Genomic DNA, 19549 nt, shown 5'->3' with positions numbered 1-19549 from the left:
CAGCAGACACGTCATCCATGAGCACTGCCCAACTGCACACAGGCTATCAAACCGAGCTGGCGGATTTTCGCGTGACGTTCAGCCGCGGTGGAGCCTATACGGCCATCGTGCTCGTCCTGCTCGGCGTGGGGCTGGATTACGCGCAGTATCCACAACTGCTGGCACCGTTCGCGGCGGCGCGCGTGCTCGTCTCGCTGATGATCGGCGGCATTGTGGTGCTGCTGAGCAATTCGACGGGACGGAATCTGAGTTCATGGTTGACGCTGTCGTGGCTGCTGCTGCCGCAGATCATGATTTCGTGGATGATCTGGCAGACCGACGGCGTGCTGTCGCCGTACTACATGGGCTTGAATCTCGCCATCTTCGCGTCCGGCATCGCACTGCCGTTCGGCTTGTGGCAGAACCTGGTGTTCGGCGTGCTGTCGTGCGTTCTGTACCTGTTTGCATGCCTGCTGCACTCGCGTGGCGCCGCGCCGGCGGGCACGCTCACCGTCAACGTCCTGTTGCTTCTGTTTGCTGCAGCCGCCAGCGCCGTCTATACCTTCTTTAACGAGCGGGTGCGCTTCATGCTGTTTCGCCTGAAGTCCGAGGTCACGGCGAAAAATGCCGAACTTGAAGTGATCAACCGTCAGTTGGTCGATATCAAGGGGCAGTTGCTACAGCAGGAAAAAATGGCGGCGATCGGTACGTTGGCCGCGGGCTTGCTGCATGAAGTCAACAATCCGGTGAATTTCTGTCTGATGGCGATCGAAGTCGGGTTGGAAGAACCCGTGACCAAGACCGAGCCGACGCTGCAGGAATGTCTTGTCGACGCGAAACAGGGTATGCAGCGCATCCAGCACATCGTGTCGGACCTGAAGACTTTCGCGTACCGCAAGCCCGGCGCCGAGGCTGAAGTGGGAACGCCGTTCCTGTTCGAGAAGGCGCTCGATTCGTCGATCCGTCTCGTCGCGCATGAATTGCGCGGCGTAGCGGTTACGCGCGACCTTCCGATGGATACGCTCGTGCAAGGCGACGAGGCCGCGATTATCGGCGTGCTGATCAACCTGCTTTCCAACGCAGTGCTGGCCATGCGCAAAGCAGGCACGGTCAAACCGGCCATTCACATCGCGGTCAGGTGGGAAGAGGAACGTCTGCACATCACCGTGAAGGACAACGGACCCGGTATCCCCGGCGAAAATCTCGCGCGCGTGTTCGAGCCGTTCTTTACCACGCGCGACATCGGGCAGGGTCTGGGTCTGGGGCTGTCCATTAGCTATGCGGTCATCGAACGCCACGGCGGTCTGCTGTTCGCCGAGAGCGAGCTTGGAAGCTGGGCGTCGTTCAGCTTCGATCTGTCGCGCGCGCCGTGAGGACACGATGAATGACATCAGACAGACACGGCCCACGCTTCTCTACGTCGACGACGAAGAGCTGGCGTGCAAGTATTTCGCCCGCACATTAGGCGCGGATTATGAGGTGTTGCTCGCCAGAAGCAGTGACGAGGCGAGCGCCATCCTGCTCCAGGACAGTGCCCGCATTGCCGTGCTGGTCACTGATTTCCGCATGCCTGGGCGCGACGGCGGCGATCTGCTGCGACAGGTGGCGCAGGAGTATCCGCATATCATCCGCATCCTGGTCACGGCTTATGCCGACAAGGATGTGCTGCTGCAAACGGTCAACGCCGGCGAAGTGTTCCGCATCCTCGAAAAGCCGCTTACGCCGACGATGGTGCGTGAGACGCTGCACGTGGCGTTCGAGCGCTTCCACGAACGCGCATTGCAGAATCAGCGCTTGATGGCGATGGGCGAGACCCTCGCTTTCCTCGCACATGAATTGAACACGCCGCTCGCGGCTATCGCGCTGAACGCGCGCAGCATCGAAAATCGCGCCGACGGTGAGCACGATTCCGACGGTGAGATCGCCGGCGCAGCGAAATCGATGCGTGAGAGCGCGCAATACTGTATATCCGTGGTCTCGTCTTTCTGGCGCTCGGTCCACAACGGGCACCGGCGGCTCGCGGGCAGCGATCCGCGCAGCGAGGTCACGGCGCATGGGCTGATTTCCGCTCTACTCGACACCTACCCGTTTGCGACGACGCAGCGGACGTGGGTGGAGGTCGAGGTCGTCGGCGACTTCCCGGTGGTGACGCAACCGAATTGCGTGGCGCTGGTGCTTTCTTCGCTGTTGTCCAATGCGCTGCGCGCGCTCGCGGATGTATCCGCGCCGTCGGTGCATTTCACCGTGATAGCGGAACCCGAGCCCAGCATCCGCATCTGCGACAACGGCCCTGGCATTCCGCCTGAGGTGAAAGCCAGCCTGTTGACAGACCCGATCACCACCCACGCGAAATCCGGTGGGAACGGCCTCGGCCTGATTCTATGCAACCGCGTCATGCAGTCCTGCGGCGGCGGCATCCGGATCGAGTCGACGCCGGGGGGCGGCACCACCGTCATGCTGGATTTCCCCCATATCAAAGATAAAACGCACAGGAGTTATTGATGAACGAAACGAAAGCCACACAGGAGTCGGCGCCGGCGATCATCTTCGTCGATGACGAGGCCACGGCCGTGAAGTACTTTCAGCGTGCTATCGGAAGCCTGGCGCCGGTCCTGACTGGCGGCTCGGTGGAAGAGGGCAAGGCTCTGCTGGACGAGCACGGTGACAGGGTGGGGGTCCTTGTCTCCGACCAGCGCATGCCGGGCGAATTCGGCAACGAATTGCTCCGCTATGCGAGCGAGCGCTATCCGCATGTCGTGCGGATCCTGACCACCGCGTATTCGGAGATCGATCAGACCGTCGCGGCCGTCAACCTGGGGCATATCCACCGCTATATCAAGAAGCCGTGGGATATCACCGCGTTGCGCATGGAACTGAAGCAGGCGCTCGAACTGGCCGAGTTGCGCAAGGAGCGCGATCATCTGGTGCGCGAGAAGTTGGGCGTGCTGCAGAAGCAGACTATCGCCACGCGCATCGGCGTGGTCCGCTCGATTTCGGCCACGCTGATCGGGCCGGAGCGTTTCCAGCCGGTCGAGACCTACCTGGCCGCAGCGGTACTCGCCAATGTGCAGATTTCCGAGCCGGACTGGCTGCTGCTCGACTACTCCGATCTGGTCGCGGCGGAAAGCGACCGGAGCGGGATTTTCGGGCACAAAGTGGCGGAGAATCTCGCGGCGCTGCGCAACCGGCATGCCGGCTCGGGCGTGAGCGGCGCGGTGTCGGCGGTGGCCGGCACGCTGGAGGAGGCGGGCGTCAAGGTTCGTCGCGAAGGCGATGCGCTGGTGTGGAACGAGCTTCCCGCGCTGGCCGAATTCCTGAGTGAACCGGTTAGCAAGGCGGTGTCGGATCAGCACGCTGTCTGGTTGGCGAGCCTTCTCTGGCTCGACGGCAACGACTTCGCGCTCGAGTCCGCTCGTGAGGGCGACGCTATCGCATTCCGCCCGGCGCAACGCAAGACGGAGTTTGGCGCCGATCGCCTGGCGACGTGGATCGAGCAGTTCTGATTTTTTTGCCGGGTTGGGGCGTTCCCGACCTTGGTATTCGTTTTAAAAAAACAGGCGACCTGGTTGCCTGTTTTTCTTTGTGTCTTCGCCAAAGCGCGACTTGCGCGGCTCGCGAGTTCGCCGCGTCTGCCGACGAAAAATTCCCTTTGCGCCTTCCGGCATTGCTGCGCGATGGACGGAAGCGCCTCGAAGTACCCCCCTTGTTCATATCCCTCAGTCTCCGCTGAAACATTCCCCATCGATCGGCGCGTCTCAAGACAAAAATCAAGCTTCAGATTTTGATAAATCTATTTGCTAAGTATGACTAATGTCTGGAGTTAAAAGTCTGTCGAGAACGTCATCGGTGTAGGCGCTGATGTATCGCGCGTAACTAACGCGTCACAAGGAAATCGATTCAATTCCATCAGATTTTTCCTGTTTTCCCGACGTGTGGTGAATTTGCCTCGAATCTGACAATTGTTGACCAATGGTCCGGTGCGATTGGGTTAGCTTTCGCACCGACCAAATTAGTTATGCATTGCAAAACAAATGAACAGGAACATTTTCAGGCTGGTGTTCAGCCGGCCCAGGGGGATGCTGGTTGCCGTTGCGGAAACTGCCACCGGTACGGGCAAATCAGATTCGAGCGAGACCAGCAGTCAGCATCCAGCGCGACACATCTCATTATTCTCAATGCGCCATACGGCGTTCGCCGCGCTGATGCTGTTTGGCGCGGCTCCCTTTCTGGTTGACGCGCAGGTCACAGCAGCGGGCGCGCATGCGCCGACCGTGATCCAGACCGCAAACGGTGTTACCCAGGTCGACATTAACCGACCGAGCGGGGCTGGCGTATCCCGGAACACGTACTCGCAGTTCGATGTGCCGAAGGCTGGCGTCATCCTGAATAACTCGCCAACTATCGTGCAGACGCAGCAGGCCGGCCAGATCAACGGCAATGCGAATCTGCTGCCGGGGCAGTCGGCGCGGATCATTCTTAATCAGGTCAACAGCAATTCGCCGAGCCAGTTACGCGGGTTTCTTGAGGTGGCAGGGAGCAAAGCGGAAGTGGTCGTGGCGAACAGCTCAGGCATCGTGGTCGATGGTGGTGGCTTTATCAACACGACGAGAGGAATTCTGACCACGGGCTCGCCGATCCTTGATGCAAGCGGAAACCTGAGCGGCTTCAACGTTACCAGTGGCAATATTGCCGTGCAGGGTGCAGGCCTGAACGCGACGAACGTCGATCAGGTCGATCTGATTGCACGCGCGGTGCAGGCCAATGCGGCGATCTATGCGAACAACCTGAATGTGGTCACGGGCGCGAATCAGGTCACGCATGACACGCTGGCGGCGACACCCATCGCAGGCACTGGCGCAGCGCCCGGTGTGTCCATCGACGTTAGCCAGCTTGGCGGCATGTACGCGAACAGGATCGTTCTGGTCGGCACCGAAAACGGTGTCGGCGTGTCGAATGCAGGCGTGATTGCAGCACAGGCTGGTGATCTGACGCTCACGACGCAGGGCAAGCTGGTACTCACCGGCAAGACGAACGCGAGCGGCATCCTCGTCGTATCCGCGCACGACGGCGTCGATAACAGCGGGACGACCTACGGTCAGCAAGGTTTATCTGTCAGCACGGCCGGCGATCTGGAGAACAGCGGCACACTAGCCGCGCAGCAGGATTTGACCATCACGGCTGGCAGTGTCGGTTCGAGTGGCACGCTGGGTGCGGGCATCAACAGCGACGGCTCGATTGCACAAGCGGGCGATCTGGGCGTGAGCGCAACCGGCGCGCTTTCCGCGACAGGCCGCAACGCAGCCGGTGGCAACGCGATGCTTCAAGGCGCGTCAATCAACCTGTCTGGCAGCAAGACCTCGGCGAACGTCAATCTCGCGCTGAACGCTAGCGGCGGGGACCTGAATCTGTCCCGCGCGACGACCACCGCCGGCGGCACGGTGAACGCCACCGCCCGCGGCACACTGACGAACGATAACGCTGTGCTCTCCTCGGACGGCGCACAAACGATCACCGCAGGTGCGCTATCAAACCGTAGCGGCCAGATCGTCTCGGGCGACACGCTGACGGCGAACGTCGCGGGCGCGGTTTCGAATCAGGGCGGCACGATGCAGGCCGCGGGCGCGCTGACCGCGCACGTAGGGAGCCTCGACAACACGGCGGGACATATTGCGTCACTGAACGCTGCCGGCCTCGCCTTCTCGACGGCTGGCCTGCTGAACAATGGTGCAGCCGGTACGATCGGGAGCAATGGGAGCGTGACCGTCCAGACGGGACAGATCGCGAACTCAGGTTCGATAACGGCCGTGCAGAACCTGATTGCGACCGCCGTGCAGACGCTGGTCAATGGCGGCACGCTGGCGGCGAATGGGAACGTCAATGCATCGGCTGGCATGACGTTGAGCAACAGTGGCACGATCTCAGCCGGACAGAACGCCACCTTGAGCGCCGCGACGCTCGATAACAGCGCGGGTTCGCTCCGCGCGGACCAGCTTGCGCTGAGCGCGGCGAATCTCGTCAACCACGGCGGCACGATCACGCAGACCGGCAAGGGCGCGACGACGATTGCCGTCTCCGGCACGCTCGACAACACAAACGGCTCGTTGCAGACCAATGCCGCGAACCTGACGCTCAGTCCCGCGACGCTCGTCAACGATCACGGCACCATTGCGAACTCGGGTAACGGAACACTGTCGGTGAACACCGGCTCGCTGTCGAACAACGGCGGCACGATTGCCACGAATGGCGCGCTTGCCATCGACGGCGGCGCAGTGTCGAACCGTGGCGGCACGCTCGCGGGCCAGTCGTCGGCGGTGCTGAAACTAGCCTCGCTCGACAACAGCGCGGGCGGTTATATCGGCGCGCAGAACGTCACCGTGACCGATGCGGGTGCGCTCGACAACACTGGCGGCACGATTCAGGCCAATGACGCGCTCACTGTGGCAGCGCAGAGCGTCGCCAATGATGGCGGCACGATTGCGAACGGCGGCAAATCGTCGATGACCGTGAACGCCAGCGGCGCACTCACCAACACCGGCAACGGCCTGATCGGCGGCAATGGCGACGTGTCCGTGACTGGCGGCAGCATCGATAATTCGGGCGGTACATTGATTGCGGGTGGCGCGGCGTCGGTGCTATCCGGCAGCACGCTCGGCAATCGCGCCGGGATGATCGAGGGCAACGGCACGGTCACGGCCTCCGCACAGCGCGCGATCGACAACACCGGCGGCCAGATCGGCGCCAATGGCGCGGCGTCGACACTCACTGTCGCCGGCGCATCGCTCGACAATACGGATGGCCGCATCGCCAACATTGGCAACGGCGCGACGACAGTCGATGCCGCCACCGTGACGAACGCGAACGCGGGCGGCGTAAGCGGCGCGGGCACCATCGGCGGAAACGGCGACGTGACCGTGAACGCGCAAGTGCTGTCGAACACGGATGGCGCGCAAATCGTGTCAGGCCATGACCTGGCGCTGAACATCGCGCAGTCGGTCGACAACACGGGCGGCTCGCTCTCGGGGACGAACAATCTCACGCTCGACCAGGCGGGCGCGTCGGTCGTGAACCAGAACGGTTCGATCCACGCCAATGGCGCGCTCGGTCTGAACACCGCGACGCTCGATAACACATCGGGCCGGATCGGTAACGATGCCGGCAGTGGTGGCAGCGTAGCCATCACTGCCGGCACGCTGGCAAACCAGGGCGGCGCGATCGGCAGCGACCAGAACCTGATCGTGACGACGAACCAGCTCACCGGCGACGGCAGAATCGTGGCAGGCAACGATGCCGCAGTCACGCTCAACAGCGACTACACGCTCGGTGCAGCCAATCTGATCCGGGCGAATCACGACCTGACCTTCACCACTGCGGGCAGCTTCACGAATCAGGGCACGCTGGGCGCGGTCAATGCGCTCACGGTCAACGCCGCGAACTTGGACAACCAGACGGGTGCCGATCTCAATTCGGCCACCACGACCGTCAACGCCGCGAATGCGATTACCAATGAAGGCCGCATCGAGGGCGACAACGTGACGACGAACAGCGCCACGCTGACCAATACGGCCACCATCATCGGTAACACGGTCACGCTCAATGGCAGCCAGTCCATCGTCAACACCGGGACCGCCGCCATCATGGCCGCTGCGTCGCAACTGCACCTCTATTCGCCCGGCGATATTTCGAACACGGGCAGTGCGAACCTGTTCAGCCTCGGCGATATCAACATCGCCGCCGATGCGACACGCGACGCTGGCGGCCTGCTCGCGAATCGCAGCAATTCGGTCACCAACGACCAGTCCACCATCGAGGCGCAAGGCAATATCGAAATCGCCACGCAGACGCTGACGAACTCGCGCCCCGCGCCGACCATCGATACCGTGACGACCGACATTTCGTCGCTGCATCAGACCAAGCGCAGCAAGTACATCGCCTGTACGCCGAGCAACGGCGACGGGAATGCGGGCTGTGGCGATTCAGTCTGGTCAGGTCCCTACAAAACGCCGCTCACGACGACCTACGCCGCCCCGGATGTGGTGTCGGAAACCTCGGGCGCAAACGCCACCGACCGCGCCCTTGTCGTGAGCGTGAACGGTGTCCAGCAGACGATCTGGTACAACACGGCCACGACGAATCCCGATGGCTCGGTCACGGTCACCTACTGGGACGGCTACGATCCGCATATCAACTACGACCCGGCCACCGAATATCCGACCCGCAGTGATGGACACAAGGGATACCAGCGTGTAGAGACTGCGCGCGACACCACGACGACCACGCAGCAGGATCAGGTGACGGACCAGGCGCAGCAGGGGCAGTTTCTTGCCGGCGGCAACCTGACGCTCGCCAATGTCGGCGCGCTGAACAACAACTACAGTGCGATTGCGGCAGGCGGCTCGATCCGGATCGGCAGCACCACGCAGGACAGCACGCTCGATACATCGGCCAGCGGCAGCTATGGCGGCACGCAGGTGAACAACCTGGGCCAGACGCTGTACCAGTACCAGCGGCAGGACATCGTGTCGACCTACGCATGGAACGAAGATCCTACGCAGGACGTCGGTCAGGTGGCCGAACCGTCGATTGTGCTATCGCCGGTCGCCATCGGCGGCACGGGCGGGACGATCATCGCGAACAACACGGTGCAGATCAGCGCAACCGACATCAACAATACGAATGTGGCGGCGGCGAACTCAGCCACCGGCGCGACGGGCGGCACACTCGGCGCGAATGGTGCCGTGGGCGGCATTTCGGGTGGCAGCGCGCAGACCGTCAATCTGGCCACCGGCCAGACGCAGACGATCGATGCGCCGCAATCGGTCGCGGGCGCGACTGGCGCGCTGAAGATCACGCTGCCTACAAGCGGTCTTTACACGTACCAGGCTGCGCCCGGCGCGTCCTACCTGATCGTCACCGATCCGCGCCTGACCAGCTATACGAGCTTCATCTCCAGCGACTACATGCTCAGGCAACTGGGGCTGAACCCGCAGAGCGTCGAGAAGCGCCTCGGCGACGGCATGTATGAAGAGCAGCTGGTACGCGACCAGATCACGCAGCTCACCGGCCGCGTGTACCTCCAGGGTTACACGAACAACCTGGACGAGTATCAGGCGCTGATGACGAACGGCGTGAACGTCGCGCAGCAGTTCGGGCTCGAGCCCGGCATTGCGCTGACGGCCGCGCAGATGGATGCACTGACCAGCGACATCGTGTGGCTCGTCAGCCAGACTGTCATGCTGCCGGACGGCACCACGCAGCAGGTGCTCGCACCAGTCGTCTACCTCGCGCAGACCCATGCGAATGACCTGCAACCGACCGGCGCGCTGATTTCCGCGGATGACGTGGAGATTCACGCGACAGGAAGTGCGGTCAATTCCGGCGTCATCAAGGGCGGCACGCAGACGGTGGTCAGCGCGACCGATATCCTGAACCGGGGTGGCACGATCGGCAGCAGCAGCGTGAACGGTACGACGGTGGTATCGGCGACCAACGACGTCGTGAACGCGTCGGGCACGATTAGCGGCAACCGGGTGGCGGTGCTGGCGGGCAACAACATCGTCAATACGACGCTGGTTGATATCGTTGGTGTCAGCGGCGCTGCGGGCGACAGCAAGGTCAGCCAGACCCTGCTCGGCGCGCACGGCACGATCGCATCGACCGGCGACATGGTGATCGCCGCCGGCAACGACCTGATGGTGCATGGCGCGAACATCAGCGCGGGTGGTCGTGCGCAGATCACGGCGGGCCACGACATCACGGTGGATGCGGTGCAGTCCACCACGTCCCAGTCTGTCACGCTGAACGACCAGCATCACTGGGAAGCGAGTGGCACGACGAACCAGACCAGCGCGATTTCTGCGGCCGGCGACCTGGCCATACAGAGCGGCAACGACATGACGCTCAGGGGCGCGACGGTCAGTGCTGGCGGCGACCTTGCTGCTGTGGCGGGCGGCAACCTGACGGCAACCATCGTCACGGATACCGCGAAATATGACAACGTCGCCACCGACGGCCGTTCGCGCAAGGAAGTCGACCATACGTACGATGAGCAGGCGGTTGGCACAACCTTCACGGCAGGCGGCAATGCGACGCTGGGGGCGACCAGCACCGACGCCAGCAAGGGTAACGTGACGCTGACCGGCTCAAGCCTCACGGCGGGCGTGACGAACGGTGTAGATAACGGCACGGGGACGGCAACCATCGCCGCCACCGGCAACGTGATCATCAGCGAGGCGCGTGAAGAGCACGATAACTATCAGGCGGTCCAGTCGAAGCGCGGCAGTCTCGTCGGCGGGTCGGTCACTGACACGAAGCAGAACTCGAACGCCAACATCGGCGTCGCGAGCACGGTGTCGGGCGATACCGTGATCGTGCAGGCGGGCCGCGACCTGATGGTTCAGGGCAGCAACGTGGTCGGCACGAACGACCTGAAACTCGCCGCAGCAGGCAACGTCACCATCACGACTTCGCAGGACACCCAGCAGTCACAGAGCGACTACAGCAAACGGGAATACGGCTTCCTCGGCGGCCTGAATCCGCTGAACCAGTTCGACGGCGGGCTGCAGGGTTACACCATCGGCATGCGCACCACGACCGACGCGCAGCAGGCCACGCAGATCACGAACAATGGGAGCATGGTCGGCTCGCTGAACGGCAACGTCACCATCACGGCCGGCAACGACCTGCACGTGACGGGCAGCACGCTGCATGCGGCCAGCGATCTGGATCTGACCGGCAAAGCCGTCACCGTCGATGCGGCGCAAAACACCACGACGCAGAACGAGCAGCAGTCGTTCAAACAGACCGCGATTTCTGCGGGCATCAGCAATGCGGTCCTGGCCGTGGTGCAGACCGCGAACCAGATGCGCAAGGACACGAAGCAGACGAAAGGCGACGCGCGGCTCGACGCGCTCGCTGCTGCGACAACCGGACTCGCTGGCAAGAACGCCTATGACGCGGTCATGAGCAACCCGACGGCGGTGGGCGGCGTGGGCGTCAACGTGTCGCTTGGGACGAGCCACAGCAACAGCAATTCGGTCGCGTCGTCGAGTACGGCGGTGGGCAGCACGGTATCCGCAGGCAATAACCTGACGATCAAGGCGGCTGGTGCGGGAGCCGCCAGCAACATCGATGTGACCGGCAGCAACCTCACCGCAGGCAATAACGCGATGCTCAACGCCGAAGGCAACATCAACCTTCAGGCCGCGCAGAATACCGACAGCCAGCAGAGCACGAACAGCGGATCGAGTGCGAGTATCGGTGTGACGTTTGGCATTGGCTCGCAGAACGGGATTTCATTCCAGGCGGGTGTTTCTGGCACGAAGGGTGATGGCAACGGTAGCGATACGACGTGGACGAACACTCAGGTCAATGCGGGCAATACCCTGACGCTGCAATCGGGCGGCGATACGAACCTGAAGGGAGCGGTGGCGAATGGGGAGCAGGTGGTCGCCAACGTCGGCGGCAATCTGAATATCGAAAGTCTCCAGGACACCAGTACCTACGGTTCGAAGCAGCAGAGCGGGGGCGTGTCGGTGAGCGTGTGCGTACCGCCGATCTGCTATGGCGGCTCCAGCGTGTCGGGCAACTACAGTCAGCAGAAACTGAACAGCAACTACGCGAGTGTCACCGAACAGTCGGGTATCAGCGCGGGCGACGGCGGTTTCCAGATCGATGTGAAGGGCAACACCGACCTCAAAGGCGCGGTGATCAGCAGCAGCGACACGGCGGTGCAGAACGGCGTCAACAGCCTGGCGACCGCGACGCTCACGCATAGCGATATCGAGAATCGAGCCGAATACAGCGGGCAGTCGGTGGGTATCAGCGGTGGTTACGGCGGCGACATCGGCAAGAGCCCGTCCGGGGCAGCGACCAACGTCAACCCCATCCCAGGCACGACCCTGCCCACGAGTGGCGGACTTTCGATGGCACCGCCCATCGTCATGAGTGCATCGGGCGACGCGAGCGGGACGACGAAGAGCGCGATCAGTGGTGGAACCATCACGATTACCGATGGCGCGAAGCAGCAACAACTGACCGGACAGACGGCGGATGAGGCAGTCGCTGGTGTCAGCCGCGACACGTCGGATACGCTGGGCACGATTGCACCGATCTTCGATAAGGACAAAATTGAAGCGGGCTTCGATATCACGAGCCAGTTCGTCAATCAGGTGGGCACGTTCGTAAACAACCGCGCGAAGGAAGCGGAGGCGGCGAAGGCGGCGGCCAATGATCCAACGCTGACGCCGGAACAGCGGGCGGCGGCGCAGGTACAGGCGGACCAGCTGACGGCGGAATGGGGGCCGGGCGGGAGCTATCGACAGGTGCTGACCGCGCTGACGGTGGCGGCTGGCGGTAACGTGACGGGAAGCGTGGGCCAGTTCGCGCAGAGTGCGACGGTGGCGTATATCCAGCAACTCGGCGCGGCTGAGGTCAAACAGATCGCGGATAGTCTGGATCAGGACAGTACTGCTGCTGGCGAAACGGCACGTGCGGCGCTACATGCGATTGTCGGCTGTTCTGGAGCGGCGGGGAGTAGCCAGAGTTGCGGCGCTGGTGCACTCGGGGCCTCGGCGAGTTCGTTGCTCGGTACGTTGCTGGCGCCGACCACCGACATGTCAGCGGAAGACCGTCAGGCGCGGGAAAATCTGGTGACGAGCCTGGTGGCAGGCATTGCGACGGCGTCGGGAACGAATGCCGCAACCGCAACTGGTGCGGGACTGATCGAAGTGGAGAATAATCAGCTTGCGGCCGTTGCTCCTCCGCCGGCGTGGCTGGCAGGATTCAAGCTACCGGGCTTCACAGGGCAGAGCCGTGGAAAAGACGATGGCATCATTGCCGATCCCGCGACCGAGCTTGATCCATCGATGAAGGCCGGGCCGTTGATTTCTCCGATGTCGGATGCGAAAAGCGTGAATGACTGGATCACGGCGATCATTCCGGATCAGGTCAAGAATCTGGTGGATTACGTCTTTACGATGGCGGGTGGAGACGGTGGAAATAGCGCCTTCTGGTCTTCAACAAAAGCCAAGACGCCCGTTGAAAACGCCTATGACCATTCGACCAAGCACGGTGGAGAGTTCCCGGAGTATCAGAACTCGGTGCAATATGTTCAGGCAGCGCAGGACCTCGTGAACAATCCACCCGCTGGGACGCTTACCAAGACACGACCCAATGGCGATACCTTGTATTACGATCCGGCGACGAACACGTTTGCATCAAAAACCAAAGACGGTGCGCCAAAGACGATGTTCAAACCGACGGCTGGAATGGACTATTGGAATAAACAATGATGCAAGAGAATGAAAGTCGCTTACCGTGCCCATGCTGTGAGAGCTTGACAATTGGTGTACGAGACGATTATGAAATCTGTCCTGTGTGTGGCTGGGAAGACGATCCAGTGCAGTCAGGTGATCCCACATTCGCAGGAGGTGCCAATCAAAGCAGTCTGAATGAGGCCCGTAAGCATTGGCAGACAACGAAAACCAAGGTGGATTAAAAACAAACCCGGCCTTGAGCCGGGTTTGCTGTTTGTAGCGTCGTTCAGTCTGGCGTGATGACGAGTCTGCCGAACTGGACCTCGATCCTGACGCGCTGGCCGGGCGGGAAGCCGGCCTGCTCAAGCCACATACCGGCGATGCGCAGCCACGGAAAGAAGGTGGGTGTACCACCGCTTCGGCTGTAACGCGTCGGGCACGGTGCTGGACTGGGTGATGAAAACCCAGGGCGTGTCGTTGCCGCATGCGGTGCAGCTGCTGCGAAACGATGCGCCGCTAGCGGGTGCGGAAAAAGTAGGCGTGAACCGTTCGCAGACGCGGCACCTGCCCTCGTTGGCTGCGGGTTCTGACGAAGCCGTGCTGCTGCGTGAAGTGGCCGACACATATCACGCGACGCTGAAGCAGAGCCCGGAGGCGCAGGCGTATCTGGTGCAGCGCGGGCTGGTGCATGGTGAGCTGATGGATACGTTCCGGCTGGGCTATGCGAACAAGAGTCTGACGTACCGGTTGCCGCCGGGGTATTCGAAGGAAGGCCGGGAAGTTCGCGAGCGGCTGCAACAGGTGGGCGTGTATCGGGCATCGGGCCATGAGCATCTGAACGGGTGTCTGGTGGTGCCGGTGTTCGATCTGGAAGCCGCCGTGTCGTCTTGCACCGCATGGCCGAGCGTAGAACCCTGGTGGCCGTCAAGACTGTCCTTCGGCGCGCGTTGCGCGGCCTTGACGGGGTAAGCGTTGGGGCAGCATGCAAAGGCCTGCGCGGTTCTGGAGCAGTGGAACACGACGGCCCTGTTCCGCCGGGTTTGCCGTCGGCCTTCGACCGCCGTCAAACCCGGCGGGACGATGATGCCTGCAAACGTGACAGTCCTTAACAAAGGCCGGATGCGTTACGGGCAAACTCGCGTCTTAAGGCCGGAACCCGTGTCGGGGCAAAAAAGTGCGGGCACGGACCTGTGTCAGGCAGAACCTGTTTGCAGATGATTGATGCGTCAGGGGAAAAGCGGTTTCGACAACAGCGCGTGCGTCGGATGCTGATGTTGTGGAGAATAATCAGCTTGGCATCCTTACGCCGGAGAAAAATCCGCTGACAACCGATCTGGTGAAGGCGTTCTGTGCAACAGGTACGTGTACGGACGAACAGGTGAAGCAGTTGGTTCAGGCGCAGAATCAGATAAATGAGGCGAGCGGTAAGAATGCGGTGATTGCGGCCGGTGCAGTGGCGATTATTGCGGCGGTGCCTGCCCTCGCGGTACTGGGGCCGGAAGCTTTAGCGTTGGCGTTGTCGAATCCAGCGGCAGCGGTGAATGCTGGCATCATTACGGTGGAAACGGCTGCGGCGATTGCGACGAACTCGGTCACGCCAGGGATGGCTATCGAGGGCGCGGGGGCGAAAGCAGGTACGGTCTGGGATTCGATTGTTGCGACCCAGCCCGTTTATCCCGGCTCAGTTCTCCCAAAATCGTTTGAACTGATATTGGAAGACGGCCAGAGTGTGTGGGTTCATGGAAACGCGACAGAGCATATTGCGGAATACGCCCAGATGATTGCAAAGAACAATTCACCTGAGGTCGTTCGACTTGCGACACAACAACAACTTGCGAGCCTGGAAGGTGCCGTTAACGCTGTTACCAAAGATGGGGTGCCATACAATCAGCTAATCAACTCCAACGGTTGGGAGTTAAAGTTTGCTCCTCCACGGCAACCAGGGCAGCTTCCAGTGCTCATTCACGCACTGCCTACAGGTAAATGAGATTCGCATATGGAAATTAGACTTGAAAAGCCGTTTCGGTTGAGTTTCGATGTGGTCGAAACGGACGAGTATGTTCCGTCCATGCGGATGCAAGTATCTGCTGAGATACAGCAGTTTGGACAAGATATTAATTGCCGTAGCAGCCTATGGTTTGCTTGCTCCAGTTGGGATGAGTTCGCATCAAGATTGAACGATCTTGACGCGGGGGAGGCACGTCTTGCAGATATGAATAACTATTTTGTTTTGCGACTGGGAAAACCCGCAGGGATCCCGGAGATTTCATGGGAAATCAAGCGAAGTGGCTTAGACGGCGCGACTGTGATGGTGGCGTTTAGCTCGCGACTCGACGAAGACACAATGGCACATATAAAGAGTCAAATTGAACAATTTCCGGTGTGGTGGTAAGTGATCGGCGCGACCGACATGCTGACACGAGAAATCCCTCGTCACGCTTCCCCTAGGCGAACGCGTCGCGCAAGTTAAGCAGACTGCTCAAACTGCAGCGGCCGACAATGGCTGGCAAATGGATTGCCAGCTTAGTCGCATTAATGGCCGTGACGTATATCGGGCAGATGGTGGAACCTTATATGCTGTAGATAGTTGGCACAGGCGATTTGAACAGGTCAACGGGAAAACTGGCGCACCCATGGGCGAGGTCAGCATGATTGATCTTCAGCCAACCAAAAATGGTTGAAAGCCCTCGGTCTACGGGACAGCTCCCCGGCAACTACGTGACGAAGGCAGAAGCGGCTAAACAAGGATGGCAACCGGGAAAGGCTCTGAGTAACAGCGTTCCGGGTGGGCAAATGGGCGGTGATGTCTTCAACAATGCGACCAATATTTTGCCTTCGACTACCGGTCGAATATGGTTTGAGGCAGATATTAGAGTGAGTAGCGGCATGTCTCGCAGTAATCAGGCTGGAACCAGGTTGTTATATTCGAGCGATGGCTTGCTGTATATAACGACCGATCATTACAAGACCGCGACTCCTATCGGGAATTGGAAGTAGATCATGACGATAGAAATTAATGGTGAGAACATGTTGTGTGAAAACGACTTCCATTGAGAGTTGGCGTCTGCTCTTGGAATGAAGGAATTTTACGGGTGCAATTTAGACGCGTTGTTGGACGTGCTCAGCACCGGAGTGGAGCGTCCTGTCACTTTGATTTGGAAAAACTCCCACGCTTCTAAAGCAGCTATGGGCGTCCCTTTCGAGAGAATCCGCGAGATATTGGAGCGCGTGAAGTTGCAAGACGAGGAGTTCGGCTGGGACGACAAATTTACGTATCAGCTCTGTTGAAACAACAAACCCAGTCTTCTAGCTGGGTTTGTTGTTGTAGAGAACAATCAGCTTGGCATCCTCGCGCCGAAGAAATGTGTTCTTCATGCATTGCCTAGAGTTAAATGAGATCCGCATATGGAAATTATCCTTGAAAAGTCGTTTCGGTTGAGTTTTCCTTCCGGACGCACCGAACTCTGTCAATAAATTGCTGAACAAACCGGGCTTCAATGCAGCGATCGAAAAGGAATTTAACAAATATATCGGAGGTAACTGATGAAAATTAACTCAGCAATGAAGCTGCAACTGAAGGAGGCAAAGTTTGATCAGATACTTGAACCATCTTTGAAGGCAATTGCAGATGCGGGGTTCGAAGAGAGGGATGATTGTCATCTTCTTCGAGCCCTTCTCGCGCTCGCTAAAGATGCCCGAAAAGCAACCTTTTGCGATTGCGCTGCGTATGAGTGTTTTGTCAACTCTGTGCATGTCGAAGACTATGAGAACAAGATGCCGTTGATGCAGGCGATACGGTTTGTTATGCGGATCTTGACGGATTGGAATACATCTACGCCGCAGCAGATATTGATTGCGATCATCAGCGCCGACGAGTTGAGCGTTGTTGTGAAGTTTCATGTCAAGCGTCAGACCGAACAGTGGCTAAGCGAGAATATTGAAGCTTATGACGACCCAGTCATGTCAATCGAATCGACGGAAGATATTCCAACAGTGCTCGCAGCTTCGCTGACATAGTGGTTTTCTGGATTCCTGATAGTCGAATCAATTGGAAGTGAATGGAATGAATATTGATCTGCAGAGGCTTTACGTATCACCGAATGACTTCTTCGAACTCGGTGGAAGCGTCGTGATGAAGGTGTCGGCCGAAGCTGCGGTGGCTATTTTCATCTCTGCCGCAGAGCACGGCTTGGGCGTTGCTCGAGTGGAGGGCGGGATATGGCATGCCCCGGGATTTAAAGCCAGGTCCGACTGCATTTGGGACGGGGCGGACCCGCCTGTGAGCCAGGATGTCGCTGAGGTGAAAAATCTTGCGGCGCCGAATTCATACAAGCGGAACAACAGGAGCATGAAGTCTTCGTCATAACGGCACCTTTGATAGCGAGTTGGTAATCCGAGCAACCTTGCTTGGTTTGCCCGTTCCAACTGATTTGCACCTCTAAACGAAAATGAAGATAGGAAAGAGGCTGGCGGGCCTGCCGCTCACAGCCATGGTATCGCTCGCGTCCCACGCGCAGCAGACGACAACACCCGCCGACACGGCAGCCGCGGCCCGCGCCAACGCAGAACAGAACCAGCAGGTTCAACAACAGCGCGACGCGCAACAACGCGAGGCGGCCGTCAACGCACGCTCAGTACGCTCGACCGTCAAGCGCGCTTCGAACCGGCCCGACCTGCCAATCGAAACGCCATGCTTCCGCATCGACACATTCGTGCTGGACATACCAGCGACGCTACCCGATCTAGTGCGTGCGCGAGGCGCATCTGCACTGCCGCTCGACCGCTTTGCTTTCGCGCGCGAATGGCTCGACCATTACAGGGGGCAATGCGTCGGCAAGTCAGGACTCGACACGCTCACAAAAGGATTGCAGCAAACCATACTGAGCCGCGGCTACATCACCACACGCGTACTGCTGCCCGAACAGGACCTCTCTACTGGGACGCTAAAATTCGCGCTGGTGCCGGGCGTCATCGGCAAGGTCCGCTTTGCCGATAAAGCACCACGCGGCACATGGAAATCCGCATTCCCCACGCGCGACGGTAACGTGCTGAATCTGCGAGACCTCGAACAGGGACTCGAGCAGATGAAGCGCGTCAGCAGTCAGGACGTTTCCATGCAGATCGTGCCGACTGACATACCCGGCGAAAGCGACGTTGTACTCGACGTAAAGCGCACGAAACCGTGGACCGTGGTCGCGTCGGTGGACAATTCAGGCACCCGTGCTACCGGAAAACTGCAAGGCAACCTGAGCCTTGGCATCGATAACCCGCTCGGGTTGAACGATATCTTCAACGTGGGTGTGAGTCAGGACCTCGAATTCGGCGACAAGAATCTCGGCTCGCACGGCTGGAACGGTTCATATTCGATGCCATGGGGCTACTGGACAGCTACACTGTCGGCCTATACGAATACGTACTATCAGCAGATCGCGGGCGCTAACCAGACGTTCGTATCGAGCGGTAACTCGCAGACTGTGGACTTCAAGTTGCAACGCGTGCTCATGCGCAGCCAGAACAATGTACTCGGCGCGCAGTTCCGGCTGACGAAGCGCTTTGGCGAGAGTTTCATCGAAGACACCGATATCCCGCAGCAGCGCCGCAACAACACGTTCATCGAAGCCGGTCTGACCGATCGTCATTATCTCGGCGCATCGCAGTTCGACGGCAGTCTCGCCTACCGTCAGGGCATCGGTGGACTCGGGGCGACGCCGGACTATCACGTGGATGGCCCTACGTACCGCTTCCACATGGCCGTACTCGACGCGAATCTGTCCGTGCCATTCCAGATATCAACGCAGCCGCTACGCTACGTGACAAGCGTCCACGGCCAGTTCACGAACAACACGCTCAACTACATTGACGACCTGACGATAGGCAGTCGCTACACGGTACGCGGCTTCGATGGTGAGACGATGCTTGCGGCCGAGCGCGGCTTTTTTTGGCGCAACGAGCTTCAATTGCCAATCGGATCGACAGGGCAATCGCTTTATGCAGGCATCGACTATGGTCATGTATTCGGGCCGAGTGCGGCATTTCTCGCCGGAACGCAGCTAGCGGGTGCTGTAATCGGCGTGCGCGGTAGTGCGTCGGCGAAGGCGGGTGCACTGGCCTATGACCTGTTTGCTGGCACGCCGATCTACAAGCCATCAGGTTTTCCCACCGCGCGCGTCACGGTAGGTTTCCAACTGACTGCCCAGTTCTGAAACCCGATCTTTCGCTAGTCCCGAAATGGCGGCGCATCCCGTCGCCTTTCTATTTACTTCCGCTCAACGCAGGCACTAGCGGGACGTCGAAGCTTGTGCCCTATCGCAAGCGGG

General features: G+C 60.0%; 14 protein-coding genes. 13 read left to right on the top strand and 1 reads right to left on the bottom strand.

Going from position 1 to position 19549, the window contains the following annotated elements; all coding sequences use genetic code 11:
- Window positions 1–17 precede the first annotated feature (17 nt).
- The 5 genes from BLS41_RS31325 to BLS41_RS31305 all read left to right on the top strand — a co-directional run bounded on the left by BLS41_RS31325 (window position 18) and on the right by BLS41_RS31305 (window position 13474).
- On the top strand, window positions 18–1352 hold the full coding sequence (locus tag BLS41_RS31325) for a sensor histidine kinase (RefSeq protein WP_074771578.1): 1335 nt from the start codon (window positions 18–20) through the stop codon (window positions 1350–1352).
- 7 nt (window positions 1353–1359) lie between these two features.
- Window positions 1360–2481, top strand: coding sequence for a hybrid sensor histidine kinase/response regulator (locus tag BLS41_RS31320; RefSeq protein WP_074771577.1), 1122 nt, complete (start codon window positions 1360–1362; stop codon window positions 2479–2481).
- Complete coding sequence (locus BLS41_RS31315) at window positions 2481–3482, top strand: response regulator (protein WP_074771576.1); 1002 nt, start codon at window positions 2481–2483, stop codon at window positions 3480–3482. Before BLS41_RS31320 ends, BLS41_RS31315 begins: the two co-directional genes overlap by 1 nt.
- Window positions 3483–4010: 528 nt before the next feature.
- Window positions 4011–13268: a hemagglutinin repeat-containing protein gene (locus tag BLS41_RS31310; RefSeq protein WP_074771575.1), complete on the top strand. Its 9258-nt coding sequence runs from the start codon at window positions 4011–4013 to the stop codon at window positions 13266–13268.
- The gene (locus tag BLS41_RS31305; protein WP_074771574.1) at window positions 13265–13474 is read left to right on the top strand and encodes a CPCC family cysteine-rich protein; all 210 of its coding nucleotides are present in this window, start codon (window positions 13265–13267) and stop codon (window positions 13472–13474) included. The genes BLS41_RS31310 and BLS41_RS31305 overlap by 4 nt, the downstream gene beginning before the upstream one ends.
- Window positions 13475–13518: 44 nt before the next feature.
- On the opposite strand, the gene BLS41_RS39770 is transcribed toward BLS41_RS31305, so the two are convergent.
- Window positions 13519–13620 carry a SymE family type I addiction module toxin gene (locus BLS41_RS39770; protein ID WP_366487162.1) on the bottom strand — a complete coding sequence of 34 codons (102 nt, stop codon included), beginning with the start codon at window positions 13618–13620 and terminating at the stop codon, window positions 13519–13521.
- A gap of 17 nt (window positions 13621–13637) precedes the next feature.
- Here BLS41_RS39770 and BLS41_RS39765 point away from each other — a divergent pair, with 17 nt between their 5' ends.
- The 8 genes from BLS41_RS39765 (at window position 13638) to BLS41_RS31260 (ending at window position 19435) form a co-directional block, all read left to right on the top strand.
- Window positions 13638–14201 (top strand): hypothetical protein, encoded by a 564-nt coding sequence (locus BLS41_RS39765; protein ID WP_074771572.1) that lies wholly within the window; start codon window positions 13638–13640, stop codon window positions 14199–14201.
- A gap of 307 nt (window positions 14202–14508) precedes the next feature.
- A complete protein-coding gene (locus BLS41_RS31290; RefSeq protein ID WP_083380175.1) occupies window positions 14509–15219 on the top strand; it encodes a hypothetical protein in 711 nt (236 codons plus the stop codon).
- 9 nt (window positions 15220–15228) lie between these two features.
- A complete protein-coding gene (locus BLS41_RS31285; protein WP_074771571.1) occupies window positions 15229–15624 on the top strand; it encodes a hypothetical protein in 396 nt (131 codons plus the stop codon).
- A 281-nt stretch (window positions 15625–15905) separates the two neighbouring features.
- Complete coding sequence (locus BLS41_RS31280) at window positions 15906–16229, top strand: ribonuclease domain-containing protein (RefSeq protein WP_083380174.1); 324 nt, start codon at window positions 15906–15908, stop codon at window positions 16227–16229.
- A gap of 60 nt (window positions 16230–16289) precedes the next feature.
- On the top strand, window positions 16290–16520 hold the full coding sequence (locus tag BLS41_RS31275) for a barstar family protein (RefSeq protein ID WP_290439540.1): 231 nt from the start codon (window positions 16290–16292) through the stop codon (window positions 16518–16520).
- A 255-nt stretch (window positions 16521–16775) separates the two neighbouring features.
- Window positions 16776–17249 (top strand): hypothetical protein, encoded by a 474-nt coding sequence (locus tag BLS41_RS31270; protein WP_074771570.1) that lies wholly within the window; start codon window positions 16776–16778, stop codon window positions 17247–17249.
- 46 nt (window positions 17250–17295) lie between these two features.
- On the top strand, window positions 17296–17598 hold the full coding sequence (locus BLS41_RS31265) for a colicin immunity protein (RefSeq protein ID WP_253189851.1): 303 nt from the start codon (window positions 17296–17298) through the stop codon (window positions 17596–17598).
- Between the two features lie 82 nt (window positions 17599–17680).
- Entirely contained in the window at window positions 17681–19435 is a 1755-nt protein-coding gene (locus BLS41_RS31260; RefSeq protein ID WP_074771569.1) for a ShlB/FhaC/HecB family hemolysin secretion/activation protein, read from the top strand.
- The last annotated feature ends 114 nt before the right edge of the window (window positions 19436–19549 follow it).

It is taken from the genome of Paraburkholderia fungorum (assembly GCF_900099835.1).
Classification (GTDB): domain Bacteria; phylum Pseudomonadota; class Gammaproteobacteria; order Burkholderiales; family Burkholderiaceae; genus Paraburkholderia; species Paraburkholderia fungorum_A.
Note: the sequence above shows the minus strand (reverse complement) of the source record. Positions and strands in the feature narration are given on the sequence as shown.